Source organism: Methylobacter sp. (assembly GCF_030680395.1).
Taxonomy (GTDB): Bacteria; Pseudomonadota; Gammaproteobacteria; order Methylococcales; family Methylomonadaceae; genus Methylobacter_A.
Window position 1 is genome coordinate 1 of record NZ_JAUXVR010000038.1, and the last position, 21371, is coordinate 21371.

Below are 21371 nucleotides of genomic sequence, written 5' to 3' on the forward strand. Positions count from 1 at the left end.
GCGTCCAGTACGCGGCGGATGGCGCTGCAATGGTCTTTGACATAGAGCCAGTCACGGATTTGCCGGCCATCGCCGTATACGGGCAGGGGCTTGCCCGCCAGCGCATTGACGATCATCAGCGGGATGAGCTTTTCCGGGAAGTGGTAAGGGCCGTAGTTGTTGGAACAGTTAGTGGTGAGCACCGGCAAACCATAGGTGTGATGGTAAGCCCGCACCAGGTGATCACTGGCGGCTTTGCTCGCCGAGTAAGGACTGTTAGGCTCATAACGGTAGGTTTCGGTAAAAGCCGGATCGTCTTTAGCCAGAGAACCGTAGACTTCATCGGTGGAAACCTGCAGGAAGCGAAAGTTTTGCCCGGCTTCGTCCGGCAGGTTGCTCCAGTAGGCGCGCACCGCTTCCAGCAGCCGGAAGGTGCCGACGATGTTGGTTTGAATGAAGTCTTCCGGACCGTGAATGGAACGGTCTACATGGCTCTCTGCGGCGAAATTGATGATGGCGCGGGGCTGGTGTCTAGAGAGTAGACTGGCTACCAGATCAGAATCGCCGATGTCGCCCTGCACGAAAAGATGGCGCTCATCGCCTGCCAGTGAGGCCAGATTCTCGCGATTACCTGCGTAGGTGAGCACATCGAGATTAATGACCGTTTCGTCGAATTGTGCCAGCCATTCCAATACAAAATTCGCACCGATAAACCCGGCACCGCCCGTTACTAAAATCATTCACTATGCCTGAAATATCTGTTCTCTCCGCAAGGATGTTTGCCGAGACGCTTTTGCGTTTTTTATGACCTACCGAGAAGTCTGCTGCCAATCAACCACGTTAACGCTATGCCTGTTGGCGAACAGAAACATTGACACACTGACTGACCACACAGCGGGTTATTTTAACCGACGGTAAGAGAGATGGGCAAGTTTTTAAGGGTGATTGAGCTTAATGCTACAGCTTTGCAGCACATTGCCGAACAAATGCCTCAGTATTTGTTGCTACATGACTACAATGCAGCAATACCATTGAAAACAGCAACGATGATAGAAATCAAAGGTGCGGACTTAGGATTCATAGCTTTAACAATACAGGATCCATTTGCGTACCCTCTATCATCATGCGCACAACAGCGCGCATTTTAAACCTTGCCTGCCAAAGCTCTGTTGGCTGTTCAAAAGACAAGCCAACAGAGCTTTGGCAGGCAAGGTAATAAATTTCGTCGGGCTCACTGCGTGCAAGTGCCGTGAGTACGCTCCGAAAATCATTCGGAGCCATTGAAAGCAATTTCACCTGACTCTTAAACGCCAATCAAGCCTAATTACTAAATCCGGCAACTTGAGTATCTCTGGATGAGCCCCACACTTCATAGCCCTTATCCAGCAACAACCGGGCAAGATAGGCGCCATCTTGCCCACTTACGCCACAAATTAAAGCTCTTTTCACACCAGGCTCCTATAAACAGCCAGCGTTTCCTCTGCACAGCGCTTCCACGAAAACTGAGCGCTGCGTATAAACCCGGCGTCAATCAGCTCGACTCGTCTTGCCGTTGAATTTAATACGCACTCCATAGCTGCACGCATGGATTCAGTATCTTTTGGATCAAAATATTCGGCTGCGTTACCAGCCACTTCCGGAATAGAACTGTTGTTGCTACAGGCAACAGGACAACCTAGAGACATCGCCTCCAGCGGTGGGATGCCAAAGCCCTCGTAAAGAGAGGGATAAACAAACAACGCGGCACCACGATAGGCGTTAGCGAGATCACTGTCATCTCCATTCATCTGTCTCAACTGGTTATCAGAAAGCTTTAAATCATCAATCAGTTTTTTTTCAGCGTTTGAAAAAATGCCGCTACCGAAGCACACAACATTAAAATTATTACGTAACCACGGCGAACTGGCGTAAGCACGCAGGAACCCTTCAAAGTTCTTATAGTCGCTACGGTGTCCAACGTAGAGTAGATAAGGCTTTTCTTGAACAGTTTCCGAGATCGTTGGGAGCAAACTATCAAAGCCAAGATAAACTACCGACACCTTATCTTCCGGTAAATCGAAAAGCTCCAGCAAATCCCTGCGCGTGCTTTCAGAAATACAAATAACGTGATCCGCCCTTTGTGTCGCTATGCGCTTTCTCTCCGAGGTCCGATCATGTTGAGGAAACACGAAAGGAAATCGCTCGTGTATCATGTCGTAAACTGTCACTACCGTACGAGCACCCTTTGGAGCTATCGGAACTCCATTGTAGTAAGTCTCGTGCACGATCTGCGGTGCAAGTCTTGCGATAGCTCCGCGGGCTAACCACAAACCACTACGGTGAAAAACTGTCCCCATTCTCGGTATTTTGGGTATCCTGATTCCTGATACTATGCCTTTGGGTAGCTTTTCAAGGTGAGCATTGATATAGAAAGGTGCGATAATGTCAGCCTCTACCCCGTCAATACTCGCGAGTTGGGCAGCAAGACTACTGATATAACGGGAAATCCCGCCATACTCCTGCATGGTGAATATCTGTGAGTCGAAGGCGATTTTCATTTCTCTATTGCTCGTCTTTATCGATTTTATGCAATATTAAATGATGATCAGTCATCGTCTTGGAGCCCAAGCGTCTACGCACCCACCATGGGGCAACCCGTGAAATCCATCGCCCTGTAGCTATACCTAGCAATCGTTCATTTACTGCGGTTTTTGAAAGGATATGTATGCCATTCGCACTTGCAAAGTGCAACCCCAATCTGTCGGCTACTACCGCCAAAGTCCGCCGTTGAAAAAAACCGATATGCTGCCCGGTAGAAAATGCGTAATACCACCATGCCTCTGGTTCCGGGGGATCGCCTTCATACAGCTCCGTCGTAAACAGCAATGTGTTCGCACCTGAAAAGGCAAATATTTCCTCTATGAAAGAAACAGGATCCGTTACGTGCTCCAATACCTCCATTGCGGTAACTACACGACAGGTACCATACGATTGCCTATACTCAAAACCAAGAGCAAGCAAGTTATTGCAGTATTTGTCGTTCCAATAAAAATCAAAACCAATGTCACGCATCAGTCGGGTAAGCATCCCGTACCCGCCTGCTGCATCCAGATAACGACCGTTTCCTCGTTCATGCAATACCCAATACAATACACCTGCAAGTTTATTGGCAATCGTTATATTCCGCATGACCAATCCGGTATCGGCCTGAGCAATTGCGCTTGAGTAGGCTTCTTCAAGCCAATGTGGCTCATGGGCGCGCAAAAAGCCACATTTCTTACAGACTTCGTATTGAGCAAGATATTTATTAAGCACTTGTGCCGTAAAGCAGGCTTCCATTGCACTTGAACATATAGGGCATTCGATGCTTGCATCTACTCCATGAGTGGCTTCTTTCATCTAAGCGGTCCAGTATTGTTGAAAATGCGCTTCAATAAAGGCATTCGGGGGGCAGGTGTTTTCTGGAAATTCGTCAGCGCTTATACTTTCGAAAAAAATCAACGGATAAACCACAGGAAACTGAACGACATCTTTTGGCGGATTAGACAATCATTTTTCACTTCAGTTTTCATCAGGCTTTTTGTTTGTTATGCAATGTATGAAACAACATCCTGACTAACTTGTTTTTTACACGCCGAGGTAACGACGGCATAGAAAATTCTTTAAAGAATCGCCTATCCAGCGCATGACTGGCAAATATCCCCTCTGGATGATTCAGAGGAAAGTGCATTTCATCTACCTGTAGATTTGACAATGCCCCGGCCACAATGGTGTGAGTCGCATCAGGACCAAAGCCGATATTGGAGATAAGGTTGACGTTAGGCAATATAGACAATCGACCCTGCAATAGAACCGCAAATGACCACTGATAATCCCAGGTATCGACCTCGCCTTGGTACACCTTTTCAAAAATATTAGTCCAGCTTGTTTTTTCTGCCGGTGAATAAAACCAATCAGCCATCCGCCCCTGATCTCTAATACGCGGCCAGCGTTTCATCTCAACATCGTAATCATTTTGCCAACGATCGCGCCACGATGCCCAGCCCCAAATATGACTATTTTTTGAAAAATAATAGCTGTCGTCATTAATTCGATAACCTGATTGAAAATTCACGCCATTAATTTGCGAAATACGCTGATCGTGCCGATAACGCATCAGCAACTCTTCACAAAATCGAAAAAATGACGGATGCGGCAAGCAGTCATCTTCCAGAATAATCGCTTCTTCCACTTGCTCGAATATCCAGTCGATACCGCTAGATACGCGCCGCTTGCATCCGAGGTTAATGTCAGAATAATTGGTCAGTACTTCGCAATCCCAATCCACGCGATCGATAATGGAGCGGGTTGTTGCCACTTTCTCTGCTTCGCCATCTCGGTCGGCTCGTGGACCATCCCCCACCACCAACAACTTGGGTGGCTTGGCCTTGGCAATTTCGGCAAAAACTCGTTCAGTCGTATCAGGCCGATTGAAGATAATGAATGCAACAGGGGTTTTCAATTGAAACTCAGGCATTTAGTAATCTCCTGAAATATGCAATGGTTTCCTTAAGCCCATCTTCCAATTGCACCTCGGGAGTCCAGCCCAGTTTTTCTTTGGCAAGCTCGATATTGGGCTGTCGCTGTCTGGGATCGTCTGTCGGTAGCGAGTGATATGCGAGCTTTGATTTACCGCCGACCAAGCGCAATACGTTTTCGGCCAATTCCAGCATGGAAAATTCGTTTGGGTTACCCAGATTAACAGGTCCGGTGAAGCCCGCTTCAGTATTCATCATACGTACAAAGCCTTCAAGCAGATCATCTACATAGCAAAAACTACGCGTCTGGCTGCCATCGCCATAAATAGTGATATCTTCACCCTTCAGCGCCTGGACGATAAAGTTCGACACCACCCTGCCGTCATTCGGATGCATCCGAGGCCCGTAGGTATTGAATATTCGAACCACCTTAATATCCAAATTGTGTTGGGCGTGATAATCAAAAAAAAGCGTTTCAGCGCAACGCTTGCCTTCGTCATAACAAGACCGAGGGCCAATCGGATTGACATGACCCCAATAATTTTCCGGCTGCGGATGCACTGCTGGATCGCCATACACTTCGGAAGTAGACGCCTGAAAAATACGCGCTTTTACCCTTTTGGCGAGGCCCAGCATATTGATAGCACCATGCACACTGGTCTTGGTCGTCTGCACAGGGTCAAATTGGTAATGAACGGGAGATGCCGGGCAAGCCAGGTTGTATATTTGATCGACCTCCACATACAGCGGGAAAGTAACATCATGCCGCATCAATTCGAAGTAAGGGTTGCCTATCAAGTGAGCAATATTCGTTTTACTTCCGGTAAAGAAGTTGTCCACGCACAAGACGTCATGACCTTCTTTGATCAGCCGGTCGCAGAGGTGCGAGCCAAGGAAGCCTGCACCGCCGGTTACCAATATTCTTTTTTTCATGAATTTATTATTATGGCTTGAAATTATTTTGAACAAAAAAAACTGTATTCACTGATTTTGCAAACACCCTATAACTGTATTTTTCCAAGAAAAGTGCAATTTTACTGTTTTCAATCTCAAACAAACCGCTTTCTAGAATCTCGACGAGAATAATCTTCGGTTTGTATTTATTCCAATCGATTGAATGCAAAATATCCAGATCCAACCCCTCAACATCGATACTTAAAAAATCTATTTCCGTTCCGATCGGCAAATGTTTATCCAGCACTGTCGAGAGCTTTGACGTTTGCATCTTTATCTCTTGCTGAATGAAATATCCATTCGTCCCATTCCGCTCTTGCGAAAGATCTTTTGAGAAACCGTTCAATGCCGGCTCATTGAACGCATAATAAGTCAGGACTTGATCGCTATTACTGATGGGTATCTCTAAATTTATATCTCTTTGTCTAAATTTCCTAAACAGTTCCATGCTGCCCGGCATGGCATCAATATTAATACCTTTCCAACCTTGTTTATAAAAATAGTAAGTGTTTGAGAATCTGAACGGATGATGAGCGCCGACATCTACATAAAAGCCGAACTGTTGCTTCTCAAGCATTCGCCTGAGTATCATGTCCTCGCCTTCTTGCGAGTACGACTTGAGACAATATCCGCCCAAGAAATTATTTCGAATATCCCTGATAGACTTGAGAAGCCCTTTGGGGATAAACCTTTTAAATAAATCTTTCATCGTTGCCGTTCTTTATTGCGGCTACTGAATAATGCGGTTGCACGCTGTTAACCGGCTGAAGTCTAGCGCCTCTCTTAAAAAAAATACTTGTCGTCCATGTGTAAGCGTTTATTGGCCCAAAACCATGAAAATCCACCTCAAGTAGATCCAATTTCTCTCTCAGAAATTTTGAAGTTTCTTTATACCAGTCTGCATTGTCTAAAATAACAATTCCATCTTCAGCAAGATGATCTTGAACTAATTGGGCACATTTCTCCCGGTAAATTCCATCAATAATGATGACATCTATTTTTTCTGAAATTTTACTCATTGCATCAAGGTAGTGCACCTCATTTTCACACAATTCAATTGCCTGATTCTGCGCCATCTCATGCTTAACTTTTTCATACCACTCTTTATTGTGTTCGACCGAATATACAAACTTTGACTTCCTCGCCCAATAAGCGGAAGAGTTTCCGCTGCCGAACTCAAAAACCACCTTATCGCTAAAATCCATATTATTAAGATACTCAATTATTGGGTATGTATACCAAGGCAACTTGGTATTTACATGGTCAACACAATTCCACTGACTAATAGTTTTGTACTGCCCGTAATCTACAGCAAGGATAATAAAGTTCCGCAACTGTTTCTTGATGGCCTCAGGAAGCAATTTTGATCCAACTCTTTTTAATAATCGCTTAACTTCCAACTTTTACTCCTTTGAAAAAAATTGCGTTAATTTTCATAAAAAACATCTTTCTTGTTCTGACAGTTAACAAATCAAATAATAGACCGGCGACCATGTAGCTGATTACTGTTGCGATTGCAGCACCTATTAATCCAAAATCTGGAATCAGGACCAGATTTAATGCGACATTAATGATCGCACCCAATAACGTTCTATAAAATGCATACCGTTGAAGATTTTCACTGGTATACCAACTCCCGCTGGCCACGCCTAATGAAACGAAAATACCTGCCCATATATGTATCATCAGCACTTGACCGGCATCATTATAAGCTTCGCCATAAAGGAGAGTTATCAGCCAATTACTCATAAAGGTCATTGGCAAAGCAACCGCCACACCCATCCACAGCAGAAAGGTATACAACCTTTGAAGTCTTGCGAGATAAAGTGTTTCGCTCACTTTTTTTGCATTAACTATGGATGGAAATAAAGAGTTGGTAAGAAGCATTGGAATGAAGTACCAGGCTTCGCTTATCCGAGTGGCTGCTGAATATAGCCCGACTGCTTTCTCTCCCAGCATTTCTTTGATCATGATCTGGTCAATGCGCATATAAATCATGATCACTAACCCACTAAAAATAAGCGGCCAACTATTTTGAAGAAGTTGTTTGGCGGTGGTCAGATCAAAGTGACTATAAAAGCCGCCGAGTTTTTGATAGCGATAAGCCAAGTAAAGCGATAACCCAAGAATCATTTGGTCAATTAAACTAACCAACACAAACCAAAATAAATCCGCCTCTGTAAATATCAGATAAAGCTTCAGCAACGAGGAAAGCACAAGTTGCATCAACTTGCAGATTGAGACGAACTTTGAAAGAACCTGTGACTGAAAATAAAAATCGACTACCTCAAATGACTGAAAGATCGTCCCGCTCGCGATAATAAGGATATATAGATTTGTGGTGCGATCATTTGAAAAAAGTTGTGTGGAAATCGCAATAACAACAAGCGTGACAATTGCTCCAACCAACTTTAACCAAAATGCCGACCCCAAATACACATCTCTCCGACTTGGCTCACGCACCAAATCCCGAACCACAATACCATCCAACCCCAACTTTGCAATGGCGCTGAATATAGCAGCAAAAGCAATGGCATAGCTAAACACACCGAATTGCCCAGGCCCCAGATAACGCGCCACCCAAATGCCTACAAGCAGTCCGGCGATAAGGCGTAATATTTGCTCTGCAAACATCCACGAAGTATTGGCAAAATAGCGACGAAAACCTTGATGAATTAAGACGCTGCTAATAGTGTGCTTTAAGTTCGTTAGCACGATAGATTACAAACTTGGGCGCTAAGTACGGAAGTCTTCTTCGGGTCAATGTCCATGCATTGCATGTGCATTACACAAACTTACCAAACACCAAGCTGATATCGCTGCAACCGATGATGGTGATAATCATAGAGACAGGCTCTCTAAATAACTGTTATAAGCCAAAGCAATTCCTTCTTTTAAATCTATCTTTGGCACCCATCCTTGATTGCGGATTTTCGATACATCCAATACTTTGCGCATCGTGCCATCGGGTTTGGATGTGTCTTGCACGAACTTGCCATTGTAGCCTGCCACTTCGGCACACATTTCCGCCAGTGCCCGAATGGTTAAGTCTTGACCGGTACCCACATTAATCAATGGACATTGGTCGGGGTTAGTCAACACGTTATATCGCTGATCATCCAATGATGCCAAAAATACCAGCGCATTCGCCAGATCATCCACATACAAAAACTCGCGCTTGGGTGTGCCGCTGCCCCACAGTACTACCTCTGCATCACCGGTAACTTTTGCTTCGTGTATTTTACGGATCAAGGCGGGCACTACATGCGAATTGTTCAGGTCATAATTATCGCCGGGGCCATACAAATTGGTGGGCATGGCCGCCAGCCATTTGGTGCCGTATTGACGATTGTACGACCAGCACATTTCAATGCCGGCAATCTTGGCCAGTGCATAGGCGCGGTTGGTTGATTCGAGCGGTCCGGTAAGTAAATATTCTTCTTTGATCGGTTGCGGACAATCACGCGGATAGATACAGGAGCTACCTAAAAATATCAACCGATTCACGCCTGTGGCATAAGCAGCACGGCAAACATTGGATTCAACCAACAGATTGCTCATCAGGAATTCCACCGGATAACTGTTATTGGCATGTATGCCGCCGACTTTGGCAGCGGCCAAAAATACAACCTCGGGGCGCTCCTGGTCAAAAAAGTGCTGTGTGGACGTGGCATCTTCCAAATCAAGTTCGGCATGGGCGCGCCCTATCAGATTGGTGTAACCTTGTCGCTGCAACTCACGCACAATGGCGCTACCCGCTAAGCCCCGGTGTCCGGCAATATATATTTTTGTGTGCTTATTCATTACTGATTACTTATTCGTGATAATCGTAAGCAGCAAAGCCGTGCTTTTTGACCAACTCGTCGCGCTCGGCGCTTTTAAGGTCTTCTCGCACCATTTCTGCTACCAATTCATGGAAAGTGATTTTCGGTGTCCAACCGAGTTTTTCTTTTGCTTTGCCCGGATCGCCCAGCAATGTCTCGACTTCCGTAGGGCGGAAGTAACGAGCATCAACCTGAACAATGCATCGTCCTTGCGCGTCATATCCTTTTTCTTCTACGCCGCTACCTTGCCAAGTGATGGTAATACCCAGTTCTTTTGCTGCAATATCAACGAACTGGCGCACACTGTATTGCACGCCTGTCGCAATAACAAAATCCTCTGCCAGCTCTTGTTGGAGCATCAACCATTGCATTTCGACATAGTCTTTGGCATGCCCCCAATCGCGCAGGGCATCAAGATTGCCGAGGTAAAGACAATCCTGCAAGCCAAGTTTGATGCGCGCCAAAGCGCGGGTAATTTTGCGGGTAACGAAGGTCTCGCCGCGTACCGGGCTTTCATGATTAAACAGGATGCCGTTACAGGCATACATGCCATAAGCCTCGCGATAATTGACGGTGATCCAGTAGGCGTAAAGCTTGGCAACGGCATAAGGAGAGCGCGGATAAAACGGCGTGGTCTCTTTCTGCGGCGTTTCCTGAACCAGTCCGTAAAGTTCGGAAGTAGAAGCCTGATAAAAACGGGTCTTCTTTTCCATGCCGAGAATGCGGATAGCCTCAAGTAGTCGTAAGGTGCCGATACCGTCGGCATTGGCCGTATACTCGGGAGTATCAAAACTCACCGCGACATGGCTCATGGCGGCGAGATTATAAATCTCGTCCGGTTGAACTTGCTGGATGATGCGGATCAGGTTGGTCGCATCGGTTAAATCGCCAAAATGCAAAAAAAAACGCGCATTCTTGACGTGCGGGTCCTGATAGAGATGATCGATACGGTCGGTATTGAACAGCGATGAGCGCCGCTTGAGGCCATGTACCACGTAGCCTTTTTGGAGTAAAAATTCGGCCAGATAGGCGCCGTCTTGCCCGGTAATGCCGGTAATTAATGCTGTTTTATTCATTTGGATTACGTTCTGTCGTAGGTGTCATCGAAACGCACAATATCGTCTTCCCCTACATACTCGCCACATTGCACCTCGATAATTTGCAACGGAAGATGACCGGGATTTTCCAAACGATGCCGGTGAGTCTTGGGGATATAAGTTGATTGGTTGGCCTCCAATTGGATTTCCTGCGTACCATTGGTGATTTTAGCCGTACCGGATACCACCACCCAGTGCTCGGAGCGGTGTTTATGCATTTGCATGGAGAGCTTGGCGCCGGGATTGACGATAATGCACTTGATCTTGAAATTAGGGCCTTCTTCCAACACTCTGTAAATTCCCCATGGACGATGCACCGTCAAATGCGTTTCAGTCAGGTGGGGATGGGTTTTTTGTACTTGCGCGACCAGTTGCTTGATGTCCTCTGTGCGACTGCGATCGCAAATCAGCGTAGCATCCGCCGTCTGAATCACCGCAATATTTCGTACGCCCAACGTAGCCAGAAGCCCATTCGAGCTCCATAACAAGCTGTCTTGCGTATCCAACTGCAAAACATCGCCTTGCGTGATATTTCCCGATTCATCTTTGGCGCGATGCTGATAAATAGATTCCCAACTGCCGAGATCGCTCCAATCCATAGAAACAGGTACCACCGCCACTTTTTTTGCTTTTTCCGCCAGCCCGTAATCAATGGACAGATTCGGCATCTGGTCATAAGACGCTTCCACGTCGGTCTTTTCCTGCATTGAGGTCATTGCCAGATGAATTTCAGGCTGATGGCACTCCAGCATTTGCATAAAGTCATTTGCACGAAATACAAACATGCCGCTGTTCCACAAATAGCCGCTTTCGACAAAACGTTTTGCGTTTTCCAAAATCGGTTTTTCAACAAAACTGGACACATTCAAAATCGGGTCGGCTGCAGCATCAAGCGTTAGGGATGCGCCAGGCTGAATATAGCCGTAACCCGTCGCCGGCTCGGATGGCTTGATGCCCAGCAATACTAGATAACCCTCCGCCGCCGCCAGCTCGGCTGAGCGCCAGGCTGAAAGAAAACTTTGTTCGTCACCAATCGCGTGATCGGAAGGAAAAACGCCGACCATCGCCTCAGGATCCTGCTTAAAAATCTCCCAAACAGCCCATGCAATCGCAGGCAGGGTGTTGCGGGCACAAGGTTCGGCCAATACCGCAGCAGGAAGCAGGGCATCAATTTCGGCCAACTGTCCTTTTACCTCAAACTTGTGGTCCTGATGCGTCACCGTTAACAAACATCCGGCATCCACATGCTTGAGCAAGCGACATGCCGTTTGTTGCAGCAACGTTTGCTCGCCGTCGAGCGGAAGCAATTGTTTTGGGCGTAATGTACGCGAAAGCGGCCAGAGGCGACTGCCGCTACCGCCCGCAAGAATAATTGCATAACTGTTACTCATAATATTCTCAGACATGACGACTACGCGGATACAGGAGGCATGCCTCCCAAAGATGAGGTAGAGAAAGCAACGCATGGAGCGGTTGCCGTGAACAACGCATGAAGTAGACTGGCAAGGTATCGAAAGGCCAACCGCAACAGCTTCGATTGGGCAACTCGAATCGCTAAAACGCCTCTCAAAACTGTTCTCTTACATACAAGCATAATTTTGTCTTTATCAAGCTCTATTAATCTATTAATTGTTTCATACACAAGCCAATTTAGCTAGGCCTTAACACCATTGGACCGGTCTGAAACCAGTACCATCGTGAGTTTCATTAGCACAATGGTTCATCTAACCGGAATGAGAATTGCAAACTTACTCGTATGGTTATCTGCATGAATATAGGCGTAAAGTGATACAGGGAACGGACGCTTTTTAGCTATTGCCGCCGCTAAATTTAACCTTAAACGCCTCCTGCTTTACTCCAGTGAAAGAATAAACTCCCACTGATCTTTACTCACCGGCATTATGGACAATCGGTTACCGCGCCTTACCAGCGCAAGATCTGCCAACGCTTCCTTGTGCTTTAATTCTTTAAGGGTGATGGTGCGAGACAGGGTTCTGACATACTTAACGTCAACCATTATCCAGCGAGGATGTTCAGGATCGCTTTTGGGATCGAAATGCTTGTCATCCGGGTCGAAAGCAAAAAAGTCGGGATAGCCTTCTTTGACGACTTCCATGATGCCCACTACGCCCGGCAGCTCGCAATTGGAATGATAGAAGAAAACCCGGTCGCCCAACTTCATGTCATCCCGCATCATATTTCTGGCCTGATAATTACGCACACCATCCCAATGTTCGGTCTGGTTGGGCTTGCTGCACAGATCATTAATCCCGAACGTATCGGGTTCGGATTTCATTAGCCAGTAGTTCATGGGAATTTCTTTATGAGAAGCGATTGTTATGGTGCATCTCCCGCCTGCGCCGTAATGTGCTTTCGTCCTTGAACCGGAGGTTCAAGTGGGGACATGGCCGGTAAATCAGGCTTCCCGTATAAAACGGGCATGCTCACCAATACTGGTATCCGCCCCCGGGGTAAAAACAGGTTCAGGAAACACCCAGCACACTCTCGAACGCCGCAGGAGATGCAGGACAATAGTTTAGCGTGTTTACTGATTTTCTAAAACGTTTTCTATCTTGTGGGTCATTTTCGACAGACATTCGCTCAGGGTTTGATTGAGTATGGCGTTTTGACTTTTCATCAATTGTAACTCATGGGCCAAATTGAGCGCCGCCATAACCGCAATTCTGTCAGCGCCGGCTACTTTACCGGAATCCCTCATTTGACGCATTTGAGCATCGAGCTGTTGCGCCGATTGGATCAGGTCGTTTTGCTCGTCAGGTGCACAGGCAATTTTATATTCTTTACCCATAATGATCAGCGATACAGCCTGGAGTTTCTTGTTCATGATCCATTCTCCATTGCTTTAAGACGGGTAATCATGGCTTCAACCCGGGTTCTGGCCAGCGTGGTTTTTTCCAACAGCTTGGCTTTTTCCCGGACCAATGAATCCTGTTTGGTTTTAAGCGAACTGTTTTCATTTTTTACGTTAGTATACTGCTCGATGAGCTGATCCAGCTTGTGTTCGAGGTCTTTTAGCTCTAAAGATTGATTTGATTGTGTCATGGTGGTAACTAGTACTCAGTCAGTCTTGTTATGTCGTGTAAAAATTGTTTAGCTCAGCGTAAATCCGCTCATCTCATTCGACAAGCTCATGACAGGCTCAGGCCGAACGGATTTACTTTTACCCGTCAAAATAGAATTGACTGAGTACGAGGTTGTTGCAAGCAAGTAAACACGTGATATTTTGCGTCTTTACCCAGCAATTCAATATTAACAAATATTATCCAAGTTAATGATCAATGGTAGCATAAGCGATATTTTTAGTCCGCGATAGTGAAATTATTATGTGGAATTTATGACTTACCAAGTAATTAATGCAATAGTTGTACAAAGTGATGCCGAACTTTCGGCGGGGCAAGCCCACGGCATGGCGACGGGCATGTTGTGCGCCAATGAGCAGGCGCAGAGTGCCGAGTGGCTAACCGAGCTGTTTCGGCATGGCGCGCCACTGGCTGATGAAAACCGGACTACGTTGGTGCATTTGTTCGAGGATACGCGAAGCTTATTGGCTAGCGATGAATTTGAATTTGACTTACTTTTACCCAGTGATGACGCATTGTTGAGTGAGCAGGTTGAAGCACTTACTGACTGGTGCCAAGGATTTTTATTGGGCGTGGGTTTTACCCATACCGTTTCCGATTTGTCCAAGGAAGCAAGCGAAATACTAAAAGACATTGTCGAATTCACCAAGCTGGACACCGAGGCTGAAGGCGAAGAAGATGAGAGTGATTTTATGGAAATTACTGAATATATGAGATCGGCTGTTTTATTGCTGCGGAGCGAATTAAGCGACAAAGGCGAAAGGCTCTGAATCTTTTGCCCTTAGCCCTTAGCCTTTAACCTTTTACCTGATTTTAAAATGAAACAAAGCGAATTCAAAAAACGCCGCAAGCAACTAATGCAGCACATCGGCAAAGGCAATATTGCGATTATAGGCAGCGCAGCAGTGCGGGCTCGCAACCGGGATGTCAATTACCCGTTCAGGCAGGATAGCGATTTTTATTATTTGACCGGCTTTAATGAGCCGGATTCTCTGGCTGTCTTTATCCCCGGACGCAAACAAGGTGAATACATTTTATTTTGCCGCGAATTCGATGAGAAAAAAGCCTTATGGGAAGGTGCACACGCAGGTCTTGAAGGCGCTACCATTCATTATAAGGCTGATGATTCCTTTCCGATCGACGATCTGGATGATATTTTGCCGGGCATGCTGGAAGACAAAGGCAAGGTCTACTATCCGATAGGGCGGAATTCCGATCTCGATCACAACTTATTGGTCTGGATAAACCATATCCGCAGCCAGTCCAGAAGCGGCGTTACTGCGCCGGGTGAGCTGGCTTCACTGGAACATATCCTGCATGAAATGCGGCTGTTCAAAAGCCCTGAAGAACTCAAGCTGATGCGACGCGCCGCCGACGTTTCCGCCAACGCTCATGTCAAAGCCATGCAAAAATGCAAACCCGGACTGCATGAGTATCAGATAGAAGCGGAAATCATTTATCACTTTATACAGGGCGGCTTACGCGCGGTGGCTTATCCTTCAATCGTCGCAGGAGGGAAAAATGCCTGCGTACTGCATTACACCGAAAATGCCGATAAATTAAAAAGCGGCGATTTACTATTGATTGATGCCGGCGCGGAGTGTGACCATTACGCCGCCGATATTACCCGCACTTTCCCGGTTTCCGGGCGTTTTAGCGAACCGCAAAAACAGCTTTATCAACTGGTTCTGGATGCACAGACAGCGGCAATTGCACAGGTCAAGCCGGGGTTGCCCTGGCATCTGGCGCATGATGCTTCGGTTGAAGTGCTCACCAAAGGACTGGTCTCGCTGGGTCTGCTCAAAGGCAAGGTGGCCAAGCTGATCAAGGATGAAAAATACAAACAGTTTTATATGCACAGGATTGGCCACTGGCTAGGCATGGATGTGCATGATGTCGGCGACTATAAACTGGATAAGGAATGGCGCTTGCTGGAACCCGGCATGGTGCTGACCATAGAGCCGGGCTTGTATATCCCTGCGGATTGCCTGACCGTTGACGAGCAATGGCGCGGTATAGGCATACGCATTGAAGATGATGTTCTGGTCACTGCTCTGGGCCATGAGATTTTGACCGGCGGCGTGCCCAAAACCATTGCGGAAATTGAAAGCTTAATGCAGGCGAGCTGATGCAACATGATTATGACTTATTGATTGTCGGCGGCGGTCTGGCAGGTAACTGTCTGGCGCTGGCGTTACAAAAAACCGGGCTGAAGATTGCGATAGTTGAAGCCAGCACTCGCGAACAGCACCATGACTCTCCCGCCGGCGACAGGGCCTTGGCTTTGGCCGCCGGTACCGTAAAGATGCTTGAAGCGATGGGTATTTGGCAAGGAATCAGCCAGGCTGCCACCGCAATCAAAGACATCCACATTTCCGACCAAGGCCATTTCGGTAAAGTCAGGCTTTCGGCGCAAAAAGAAAATGTAGCGGCACTGGGTTATGTCATTACCGCAAGAGACATTGAAGCGCATGTCGCCAAACTAGTTAATGAAACGGATATAGAACTGATTTGCCCTACCCGACTGGTCGGTTTGATGGCCGGTAATAACGCAATCAATGTCAGCCTGAAGCGCGGTGATGAACCGTTAAACGTTTCGGTCAAACTGCTGGTCGGCGCAGACGGCGGCAACTCTTCAGTTCGTAACTTGCTGGAAATAGCCCAGCACATCACGGAGTACGGACAGACGGCGCTAGTCACTACAGTTAAATCATCCCTTCCCCATAAAAATGTCGCATTCGAGCGTTTTACAGCGTCAGGGCCGCTGGCCATGCTGCCTGTCGACAATAATCATTGCGCCGTTGTCTGGACGCGCATCAGCGAAGATGCGAATGCGCTGATGTCCGGCAGCGAAACGGACTTTTTGGCCGAACTTCAGCAGTGTTTCGGTTATAGGCTGGGCGAGCTTAGTTTGGCGGCTCCTCGGCGGGCATTTCCGTTATCCCTGATACGCGCCGAAAAAATGACAGCGGCTCGAACCGTTGTCATCGGCAATGCAGTACATCAACTGCACCCGGTCGCCGGACAGGGATTTAACCTGGGTCTGCGCGATGTGATGCAGCTGGCCGAAATGATCATCAAACAGCATCAGGCAAATCAGGACATTGGCGCTACCGATTTTTTAGCGGCTTACGCTGACTCCAGGCAGAAAGATCATGACCGCACTATCGGCTTTACCAATAGCGTGGTGCGAATTTTTTCCAATGACTGGCTGGCACTGGCTGCCGCCAGAAATATCGGCCTGGCAATGCTGGATCATATTCCTGCGGCAAAAACATGGCTCGCCCTTCACGCCATGGGACTGGCCGGGCGTTTGCCCCGCCTGCTATGATCCTGTGCAGCAGGAGATAAGATAATGACTGAACATTATGAAGTAATTGTCGTCGGCGGCGGCATGGTGGGTGCGGCAACGGCTTGCGCTCTGGCGCATGGCGGCATCAAGGTCGCGTTGCTGGAAAGGTTTAACCCGGAACGACAGTGGCCGCCGGAACCTGTTGATATTCGCGTCTCCGCTTTAACCAAGGCCTCCGAGAACATCCTGGAAATGTTGGGCGCTTGGCCGGGCATGACGCAGCGCGGCGTTTGCGCTTACCGGGATATGCGGGTGTGGGATGTCCGCGCTGGCGGAGAATTGCATTTTGATTGCGCCGATACCGTCTTCTCCGAGCTGGGACATTTGGTCGAAAACAGAGTCACCATTGCAGCTTTATGGGATGTGCTGGACACCTTGCCCTCGGCCACCTGCATTACACCGGCAAAGGTTGTCGATATGCAGCTTAACGAAAGCAGTAGGCAATTGCGACTGGACGACGGTCGAATCCTTGACGCTGATCTGGTTATTGCCGCCGACGGGCGCGATTCCGCATTAAGAGCGATGGCAGGCATTGACGTTACCGGCTGGGACTATCATCAGGATGGCCTGGTCGCTACAGTAAGTACTGAAATGAGTCATCAGTTCACCGCATGGCAACGTTTTCTGGATGAAGGGCCGTTAGCTTTTTTGCCGCTGAAAAACGGACAATGCTCAATCGTTTGGACCCTGAACTCGGAAACATCAAAAAGCCATCTGGCGCTTGCCGATCAAGACTTCCTGCAAGTTCTGGAACAAGCCTCGGGCGGCATTCTGGGCAAAATGCTGGCTGTAGGTCCGCGCGCCGCATTTCCATTGCGCTTTCAATACGCAAACCGCTATACCGATCAACGTTTCGCCGTATGCGGCGATGCCGCTCATGCCATGCATCCTCTGGCCGGACAAGGCGTAAATGCAGGGTTGTTGGATGCCGCAGCGATTGCGGAGCTGGTAATCCAGACCCGACAGGAAAAAAGACCGTTATCCAGCTCACGCTTCCTGCGTCGTTATGAGCGCTGGCGTAAAGGCGATAACCTGATGATGATGTCGAGCATGGACGTGCTCAACAGGACCTATGGCGTGACCGCGCAGCCCTTGGTCGGCTTGCGCTCGGCGGGAATGAACATGGTTAATAACTCGGCATGGGTCAAGGCTTACTTTAACCGTTACGCCATGGGCTTGCGTGATGATTTACCTAAACTGGCAAAAAGGCAGACCTGCTGGTAATCGCCGGACTTAATCTCTAAGTATCGGGCAGATTTGCGGTTTTTTCGAATTAGAGTTTTCCCTACCCACCCGCTTCTGGTATATTCCGGCACTAGCGATACGGTTTACCTGCTGACCAGCGACGCTTAATTTCCAGGCAGCGATGAAAAATTAACTTTTAAAGAGGTGGAGAGCCATTATGACTGAAGGGTTGTTTATATTAACTACTATTTTTGTTGCCTACGTTGTTTATGTGATTATCGGCGAACAAAAAGCAACTGCTAAATCCAAAACGCCGACAGCAAAACCTGAAACACAGGCCGCCGCCGTGGAACAACCAAAGCCCCAAGTTGCCGTCGCAAAAGAAAAACCTGCCGCAATAATTCCACCGGCTGCGGCTAAAACCGTTGCACCCAAAGCTGCGGCAACCAAGGCAGCCGCGCCTAAACCGGCGGCTGCTAAACCGGTAGCAGCCAAACCAGCTGCGCCTAAGGTAGCGGCTAAACCAACAGCCGCCAAGGCAACTACAACCAAACCGGCAGCCGCTAAAAAAACCGCTGTTGTCGAAGCAAAGAGCGCCGGATTAAAGGATCCAAAAACCGGAGAAGTTACCACTGCTTACAGCAATTACCGATTCACCAAACGCTGGATAAAAGACGCCTTGGTTGCAGAAGGCTTGCTGGAAAAGGTCTATACCGCTAATGAGTTGAATGCCGAAACTGACACGAAAATAAAAGAAGCCATAGGAAAACTGGAAGCCATGGATAAATATAAGGCATAAGACCTGGGTCATTGAAAATGCAAAGGGAGGCCGGATGGCCTCCCTTTTTTAATGCCCTTCAAAGCGTTATCATCTTAGCCGCTTCGTAACTCGCAGGATGGCAACTGCCTATCGGCAAACTTACCTTACGGTTATTTTTGATGGCGTTTATCTAACTTAATGACACCATGATGCGTTGCGTCACAAAGCGCAATGACTGGACCGCAGATTAATTATGCGGGCAGTTTACTCGGCATGGACTGAGATAAAGCCCGAACAACTACGCTACTACAACCGCGTTGAAATCAATCCAGGTAAAGTCTTCCTGGACATCCTGACCCAACTCTAAAATCGTATCGTCTTCTTCATCATGATGCCAGTTCAATAAAACACAATTTGGATGAGCTTTGGCATATTCGTTTAATAATTCAAACATGCTATAAAAAATTTTAGTGCTGACACTATTGAAATAAGTGAGCTGAAAATTAAATTCAATAGCATCGCCATTGAGCGCTTTTAAATGGTTTTGCAATTGCCGAAGAATAGGACGGAAAAATTCGACACCGTTTTCAGGATACGCTTCACCGGACATGCTCAGCGTATTGCTTGAAAACTTAAAGTTGATTTCAGGTGTGTCGGAAGTGGCTGGGATGTAGATGTCGGTCATGATAGCTCCTTAGATAGTAGCTTTGAGATAAAAGCAAGACAGTTCATTTTCATATCCTATTGCATCTTGGATAGCGTATTGGATAGGTTCGACTGAATCTCTTGCCAGTGTTAAAAATCCAAGACCTGCACCTTTGCTGATCGTATCGTCGCTGTGCTGATCATTTTTTAATTGGGTGCGATAAGCTTGCCTGATTTCGTCGGCGCTCATTTCCAGAATCGGATCGATTTTGTCGCGTATGCGCATTTCATGCTGTTTTTGAATAAAATTTGCACAGATAATAAAATATTTATCTTCTTTTTTGCCGACAATGATAGAGCCTTCCTTGGTGTCGTCAGAATCAAGCGTACCGGGTGAGTAATGCAGCGCATTTTGTATCATTTCGATAAAAGTGGAAAACACCTTGCGGGATCTGGCTCCCTTTTCATCCTGAATTTGCAGTTTTTGTTTTAAAGAGTCACTCATGGTTATGATGACATTCTGTGAAAGAATACCGCTGTAATAAAAAACAATCCCATTGGCATCAGCCTCTTCGCGGAAGACGGTAAACAGATCGATAAGCATAAAATTTCCCGGTTAATTAAAATCTGAATCCCATCAGGCAGACGTCGTCACGCCGTTTTTGTTTGCCCTGATAGTCATAATAGGCTTGCATGAAAATAGATTCCTGCTCCGGCATCGGTTTGAGGTAATTTTCATGGAGCAGCGTCGAAAAACGTTTTTTGCCGAAAGCGATTTTCTTTAATCCGCCAATTTGATCGATGATCCCGTCAGTGGTCAGATAAAGGCACATCCCTTTCGTTAACGGGAGTTGTTGATTGGTCCACTGATAATCCATCGGCGTGTCAATATAACCTACGCCTTTACGATCGGGGTCCAGTAAAAGTACGTCAGATGATGCGTTGCCTATATAAAATAACGGGGTTTTGGCGCCGGCATAAGTGAGCGTACCGTTTTGCGTATTGACCCAGCAGAAAGCCGTATCCATGCCGTCATCGGATTGTCCGCTCTGCGCTGAAGAAAACCTGTCTGCATCAACCTCGTCAGTGCCTGTCTCATTTATCTGACCAAGCGCCATCTTGACCTTTTTATTCATTATCGCCAGCGCACCGGCAGGGTCGTGACGGTTATCTTCGACCAGAACGTGGTCGAGGAAGGAAGCCATGATCAGTGTCATAAATGCGCCGGGAACGCCATGTCCGGTACAATCGATCAACGCAAGAAAGAAACCGTCATCGAATTTCTTGCAGAAATAATAATCGCCACCTACTTTGTCGCGCGGTTCCCAGTGCATGAAATAGTCCTGCAATACTGCGCTCATGTCTTCTCTTGACGAACGCATGAAGGATTTTTGGATGATACTTGCATAATTAATGCTTTCTGTTACCAGCCGGTTTTTTTCCGCTTGTAAGAAAGAAACCACCCTGACCAAATCCTCGCCGTTACCAAGACCCAGATAATCGCCATTTTCGTCGGTGATAATAAATCCGTCGTTAAGCGTTTTGCGGCCGGAACCCAGCACCTTAAAACTGAGCGTTTGAATGCTCATGTTTTGATCGACAATGAGAGGATCTTTGTCCATGAAGGCAATACAGCTTTTTCGGTCGAATAAATCATGGTGAAAGGGTTTGGCCATGCCTTCCATAAAAATATTACGACTAATCAACCCGATCGGCTTGCCATTTTCTACCACAGCAATAGAAATCAGATCGCGATGCTCGTCCAGCAGCGCGGTCACTTCACTATTGGTTTGTTGCGGCGATACCGTAGAACAGACTTTTAGAAGACTGCCGGCAATATATTCTGCCTCGATTTCGGACAGTCCCGCTTTCGATTGATTTAATAAGGATTGATCAAACATTGATTTGCCTTTGTGCTGGAAATTAGGCAACGATAAATTACTTTTATTACAGTATGATGAATCAGAACGTTGTTACA

The 21371-nt window shown here is 47.1% G+C and carries 23 protein-coding genes, 1 other RNA gene and 1 pseudogene; 6 read left to right on the top strand and 19 right to left on the bottom strand.

All coding sequences use genetic code 11. The annotated features are described in order from the left end of the window. Nucleotides 1-719, bottom strand: a 719-nt coding sequence (rfbB, locus tag Q8L79_RS15270; protein ID WP_305272861.1) for a dTDP-glucose 4,6-dehydratase, incomplete at its 3' end; no start/stop codon positions are given. Nucleotides 720-902: 183 nt separating this feature from the next. Here rfbB and Q8L79_RS15275 point away from each other — a divergent pair. Continuing rightward, a complete protein-coding gene (locus Q8L79_RS15275) occupies nt 903-1127 on the top strand; it encodes a hypothetical protein (RefSeq protein ID WP_305273002.1) in 225 nt (74 codons plus the stop codon). On the opposite strand, the pseudogene Q8L79_RS15280 reads toward Q8L79_RS15275, so the two are convergent. From Q8L79_RS15280 to Q8L79_RS15350, 15 genes and pseudogenes are all read right to left on the bottom strand, one after another. Continuing rightward, nucleotides 1057-1428, bottom strand: a pseudogene (locus Q8L79_RS15280) (GDP-mannose 4,6-dehydratase). The gene Q8L79_RS15275 and the pseudogene Q8L79_RS15280 sit on opposite strands and share 71 nt — an antisense overlap. Then, nucleotides 1425-2516 carry a glycosyltransferase family 1 protein gene (locus Q8L79_RS15285; RefSeq protein ID WP_305272863.1) on the bottom strand — a complete coding sequence of 364 codons (1092 nt, stop codon included), beginning with the start codon at nt 2514-2516 and terminating at the stop codon, nt 1425-1427. The pseudogene Q8L79_RS15280 and the gene Q8L79_RS15285 overlap by 4 nt, the downstream one beginning before the upstream one ends. Nucleotides 2517-2520: 4 nt before the next feature. Continuing rightward, nucleotides 2521-3357 (bottom strand): class I SAM-dependent methyltransferase, encoded by an 837-nt coding sequence (locus Q8L79_RS15290; RefSeq protein WP_305272865.1) that lies wholly within the window; start codon nt 3355-3357, stop codon nt 2521-2523. A 172-nt stretch (nt 3358-3529) separates the two neighbouring features. After that, nucleotides 3530-4474: a nucleotide-diphospho-sugar transferase gene (locus Q8L79_RS15295; protein ID WP_305272867.1), complete on the bottom strand. Its 945-nt coding sequence runs from the start codon at nt 4472-4474 to the stop codon at nt 3530-3532. After that, nucleotides 4467-5408, bottom strand: coding sequence for a UDP-glucuronic acid decarboxylase family protein (locus Q8L79_RS15300; RefSeq protein WP_305272869.1), 942 nt, complete (start codon nt 5406-5408; stop codon nt 4467-4469). Before Q8L79_RS15300 ends, Q8L79_RS15295 begins: the two co-directional genes overlap by 8 nt. Nucleotides 5409-5418: 10 nt before the next feature. Further along, a complete protein-coding gene (locus Q8L79_RS15305) occupies nt 5419-6138 on the bottom strand; it encodes an FkbM family methyltransferase (protein ID WP_305272872.1) in 720 nt (239 codons plus the stop codon). Then, the gene (locus Q8L79_RS15310; RefSeq protein WP_305272875.1) at nt 6122-6829 is read right to left on the bottom strand and encodes an SAM-dependent methyltransferase; all 708 of its coding nucleotides are present in this window, start codon (nt 6827-6829) and stop codon (nt 6122-6124) included. The genes Q8L79_RS15305 and Q8L79_RS15310 overlap by 17 nt, the downstream gene beginning before the upstream one ends. Then, nucleotides 6819-8144, bottom strand: a complete 1326-nt coding sequence (locus Q8L79_RS15315; RefSeq protein ID WP_305272878.1) for a flippase — start codon at nt 8142-8144, stop codon at nt 6819-6821. The genes Q8L79_RS15310 and Q8L79_RS15315 overlap by 11 nt, the downstream gene beginning before the upstream one ends. Before the next feature lie 126 nt (nt 8145-8270). After that, nucleotides 8271-9233 (bottom strand): GDP-L-fucose synthase, encoded by a 963-nt coding sequence (locus Q8L79_RS15320; RefSeq protein ID WP_305272881.1) that lies wholly within the window; start codon nt 9231-9233, stop codon nt 8271-8273. 10 nt (nt 9234-9243) lie between these two features. Next, nucleotides 9244-10329, bottom strand: coding sequence for a GDP-mannose 4,6-dehydratase (gene gmd, locus Q8L79_RS15325; protein ID WP_305272884.1), 1086 nt, complete (start codon nt 10327-10329; stop codon nt 9244-9246). Between the two features lie 5 nt (nt 10330-10334). Further along, nucleotides 10335-11756 carry a mannose-1-phosphate guanylyltransferase/mannose-6-phosphate isomerase gene (locus Q8L79_RS15330; RefSeq protein WP_305272887.1) on the bottom strand — a complete coding sequence of 474 codons (1422 nt, stop codon included), beginning with the start codon at nt 11754-11756 and terminating at the stop codon, nt 10335-10337. Nucleotides 11757-12202: 446 nt separating this feature from the next. Further along, nucleotides 12203-12661, bottom strand: a complete 459-nt coding sequence (locus tag Q8L79_RS15335; RefSeq protein WP_305272890.1) for an EVE domain-containing protein — start codon at nt 12659-12661, stop codon at nt 12203-12205. A 33-nt stretch (nt 12662-12694) separates the two neighbouring features. Next, nucleotides 12695-12874, bottom strand: a non-coding RNA gene (ssrS, locus tag Q8L79_RS15340) — 6S RNA. Nucleotides 12875-12895: 21 nt separating this feature from the next. Next, entirely contained in the window at nt 12896-13195 is a 300-nt protein-coding gene (locus Q8L79_RS15345; RefSeq protein WP_305272893.1) for a cell division protein ZapA, read from the bottom strand. Continuing rightward, nucleotides 13192-13413, bottom strand: coding sequence for a TIGR02449 family protein (locus Q8L79_RS15350; RefSeq protein ID WP_305272896.1), 222 nt, complete (start codon nt 13411-13413; stop codon nt 13192-13194). The genes Q8L79_RS15345 and Q8L79_RS15350 overlap by 4 nt, the downstream gene beginning before the upstream one ends. Before the next feature lie 292 nt (nt 13414-13705). On the opposite strand from Q8L79_RS15350, the gene Q8L79_RS15355 reads away from it, so the two are divergent. The 5 genes from Q8L79_RS15355 to Q8L79_RS15375 all read left to right on the top strand — a co-directional run bounded on the left by Q8L79_RS15355 (nt 13706) and on the right by Q8L79_RS15375 (nt 18787). Continuing rightward, on the top strand, nt 13706-14221 hold the full coding sequence (locus Q8L79_RS15355; protein ID WP_305272899.1) for a UPF0149 family protein: 516 nt from the start codon (nt 13706-13708) through the stop codon (nt 14219-14221). A 48-nt stretch (nt 14222-14269) separates the two neighbouring features. Beyond that, a complete protein-coding gene (gene pepP / locus Q8L79_RS15360; protein ID WP_305272902.1) occupies nt 14270-15580 on the top strand; it encodes a Xaa-Pro aminopeptidase in 1311 nt (436 codons plus the stop codon). Further along, nucleotides 15580-16782, top strand: a complete 1203-nt coding sequence (ubiH, locus tag Q8L79_RS15365; protein ID WP_305272905.1) for a 2-octaprenyl-6-methoxyphenyl hydroxylase — start codon at nt 15580-15582, stop codon at nt 16780-16782. Before pepP ends, ubiH begins: the two co-directional genes overlap by 1 nt. Nucleotides 16783-16806: 24 nt before the next feature. Beyond that, nucleotides 16807-18027 carry a UbiH/UbiF/VisC/COQ6 family ubiquinone biosynthesis hydroxylase gene (locus tag Q8L79_RS15370; protein ID WP_305272910.1) on the top strand — a complete coding sequence of 407 codons (1221 nt, stop codon included), beginning with the start codon at nt 16807-16809 and terminating at the stop codon, nt 18025-18027. Between the two features lie 178 nt (nt 18028-18205). Continuing rightward, a complete protein-coding gene (locus Q8L79_RS15375; RefSeq protein WP_305272912.1) occupies nt 18206-18787 on the top strand; it encodes a hypothetical protein in 582 nt (193 codons plus the stop codon). Between the two features lie 259 nt (nt 18788-19046). On the opposite strand, the gene Q8L79_RS15380 is transcribed toward Q8L79_RS15375, so the two are convergent. From Q8L79_RS15380 to Q8L79_RS15390, 3 genes are read right to left on the bottom strand one after another with little or no spacing between them, the layout of a single operon-like run. Then, nucleotides 19047-19433 (bottom strand): DUF1987 domain-containing protein, encoded by a 387-nt coding sequence (locus tag Q8L79_RS15380; RefSeq protein WP_305272915.1) that lies wholly within the window; start codon nt 19431-19433, stop codon nt 19047-19049. 9 nt (nt 19434-19442) lie between these two features. Further along, nucleotides 19443-19997: a SiaB family protein kinase gene (locus tag Q8L79_RS15385; RefSeq protein ID WP_305272917.1), complete on the bottom strand. Its 555-nt coding sequence runs from the start codon at nt 19995-19997 to the stop codon at nt 19443-19445. Nucleotides 19998-20013: 16 nt separating this feature from the next. Next, a complete protein-coding gene (locus Q8L79_RS15390) occupies nt 20014-21294 on the bottom strand; it encodes a SpoIIE family protein phosphatase (RefSeq protein WP_305272920.1) in 1281 nt (426 codons plus the stop codon). Nucleotides 21295-21371: the final 77 nt, after the last annotated feature.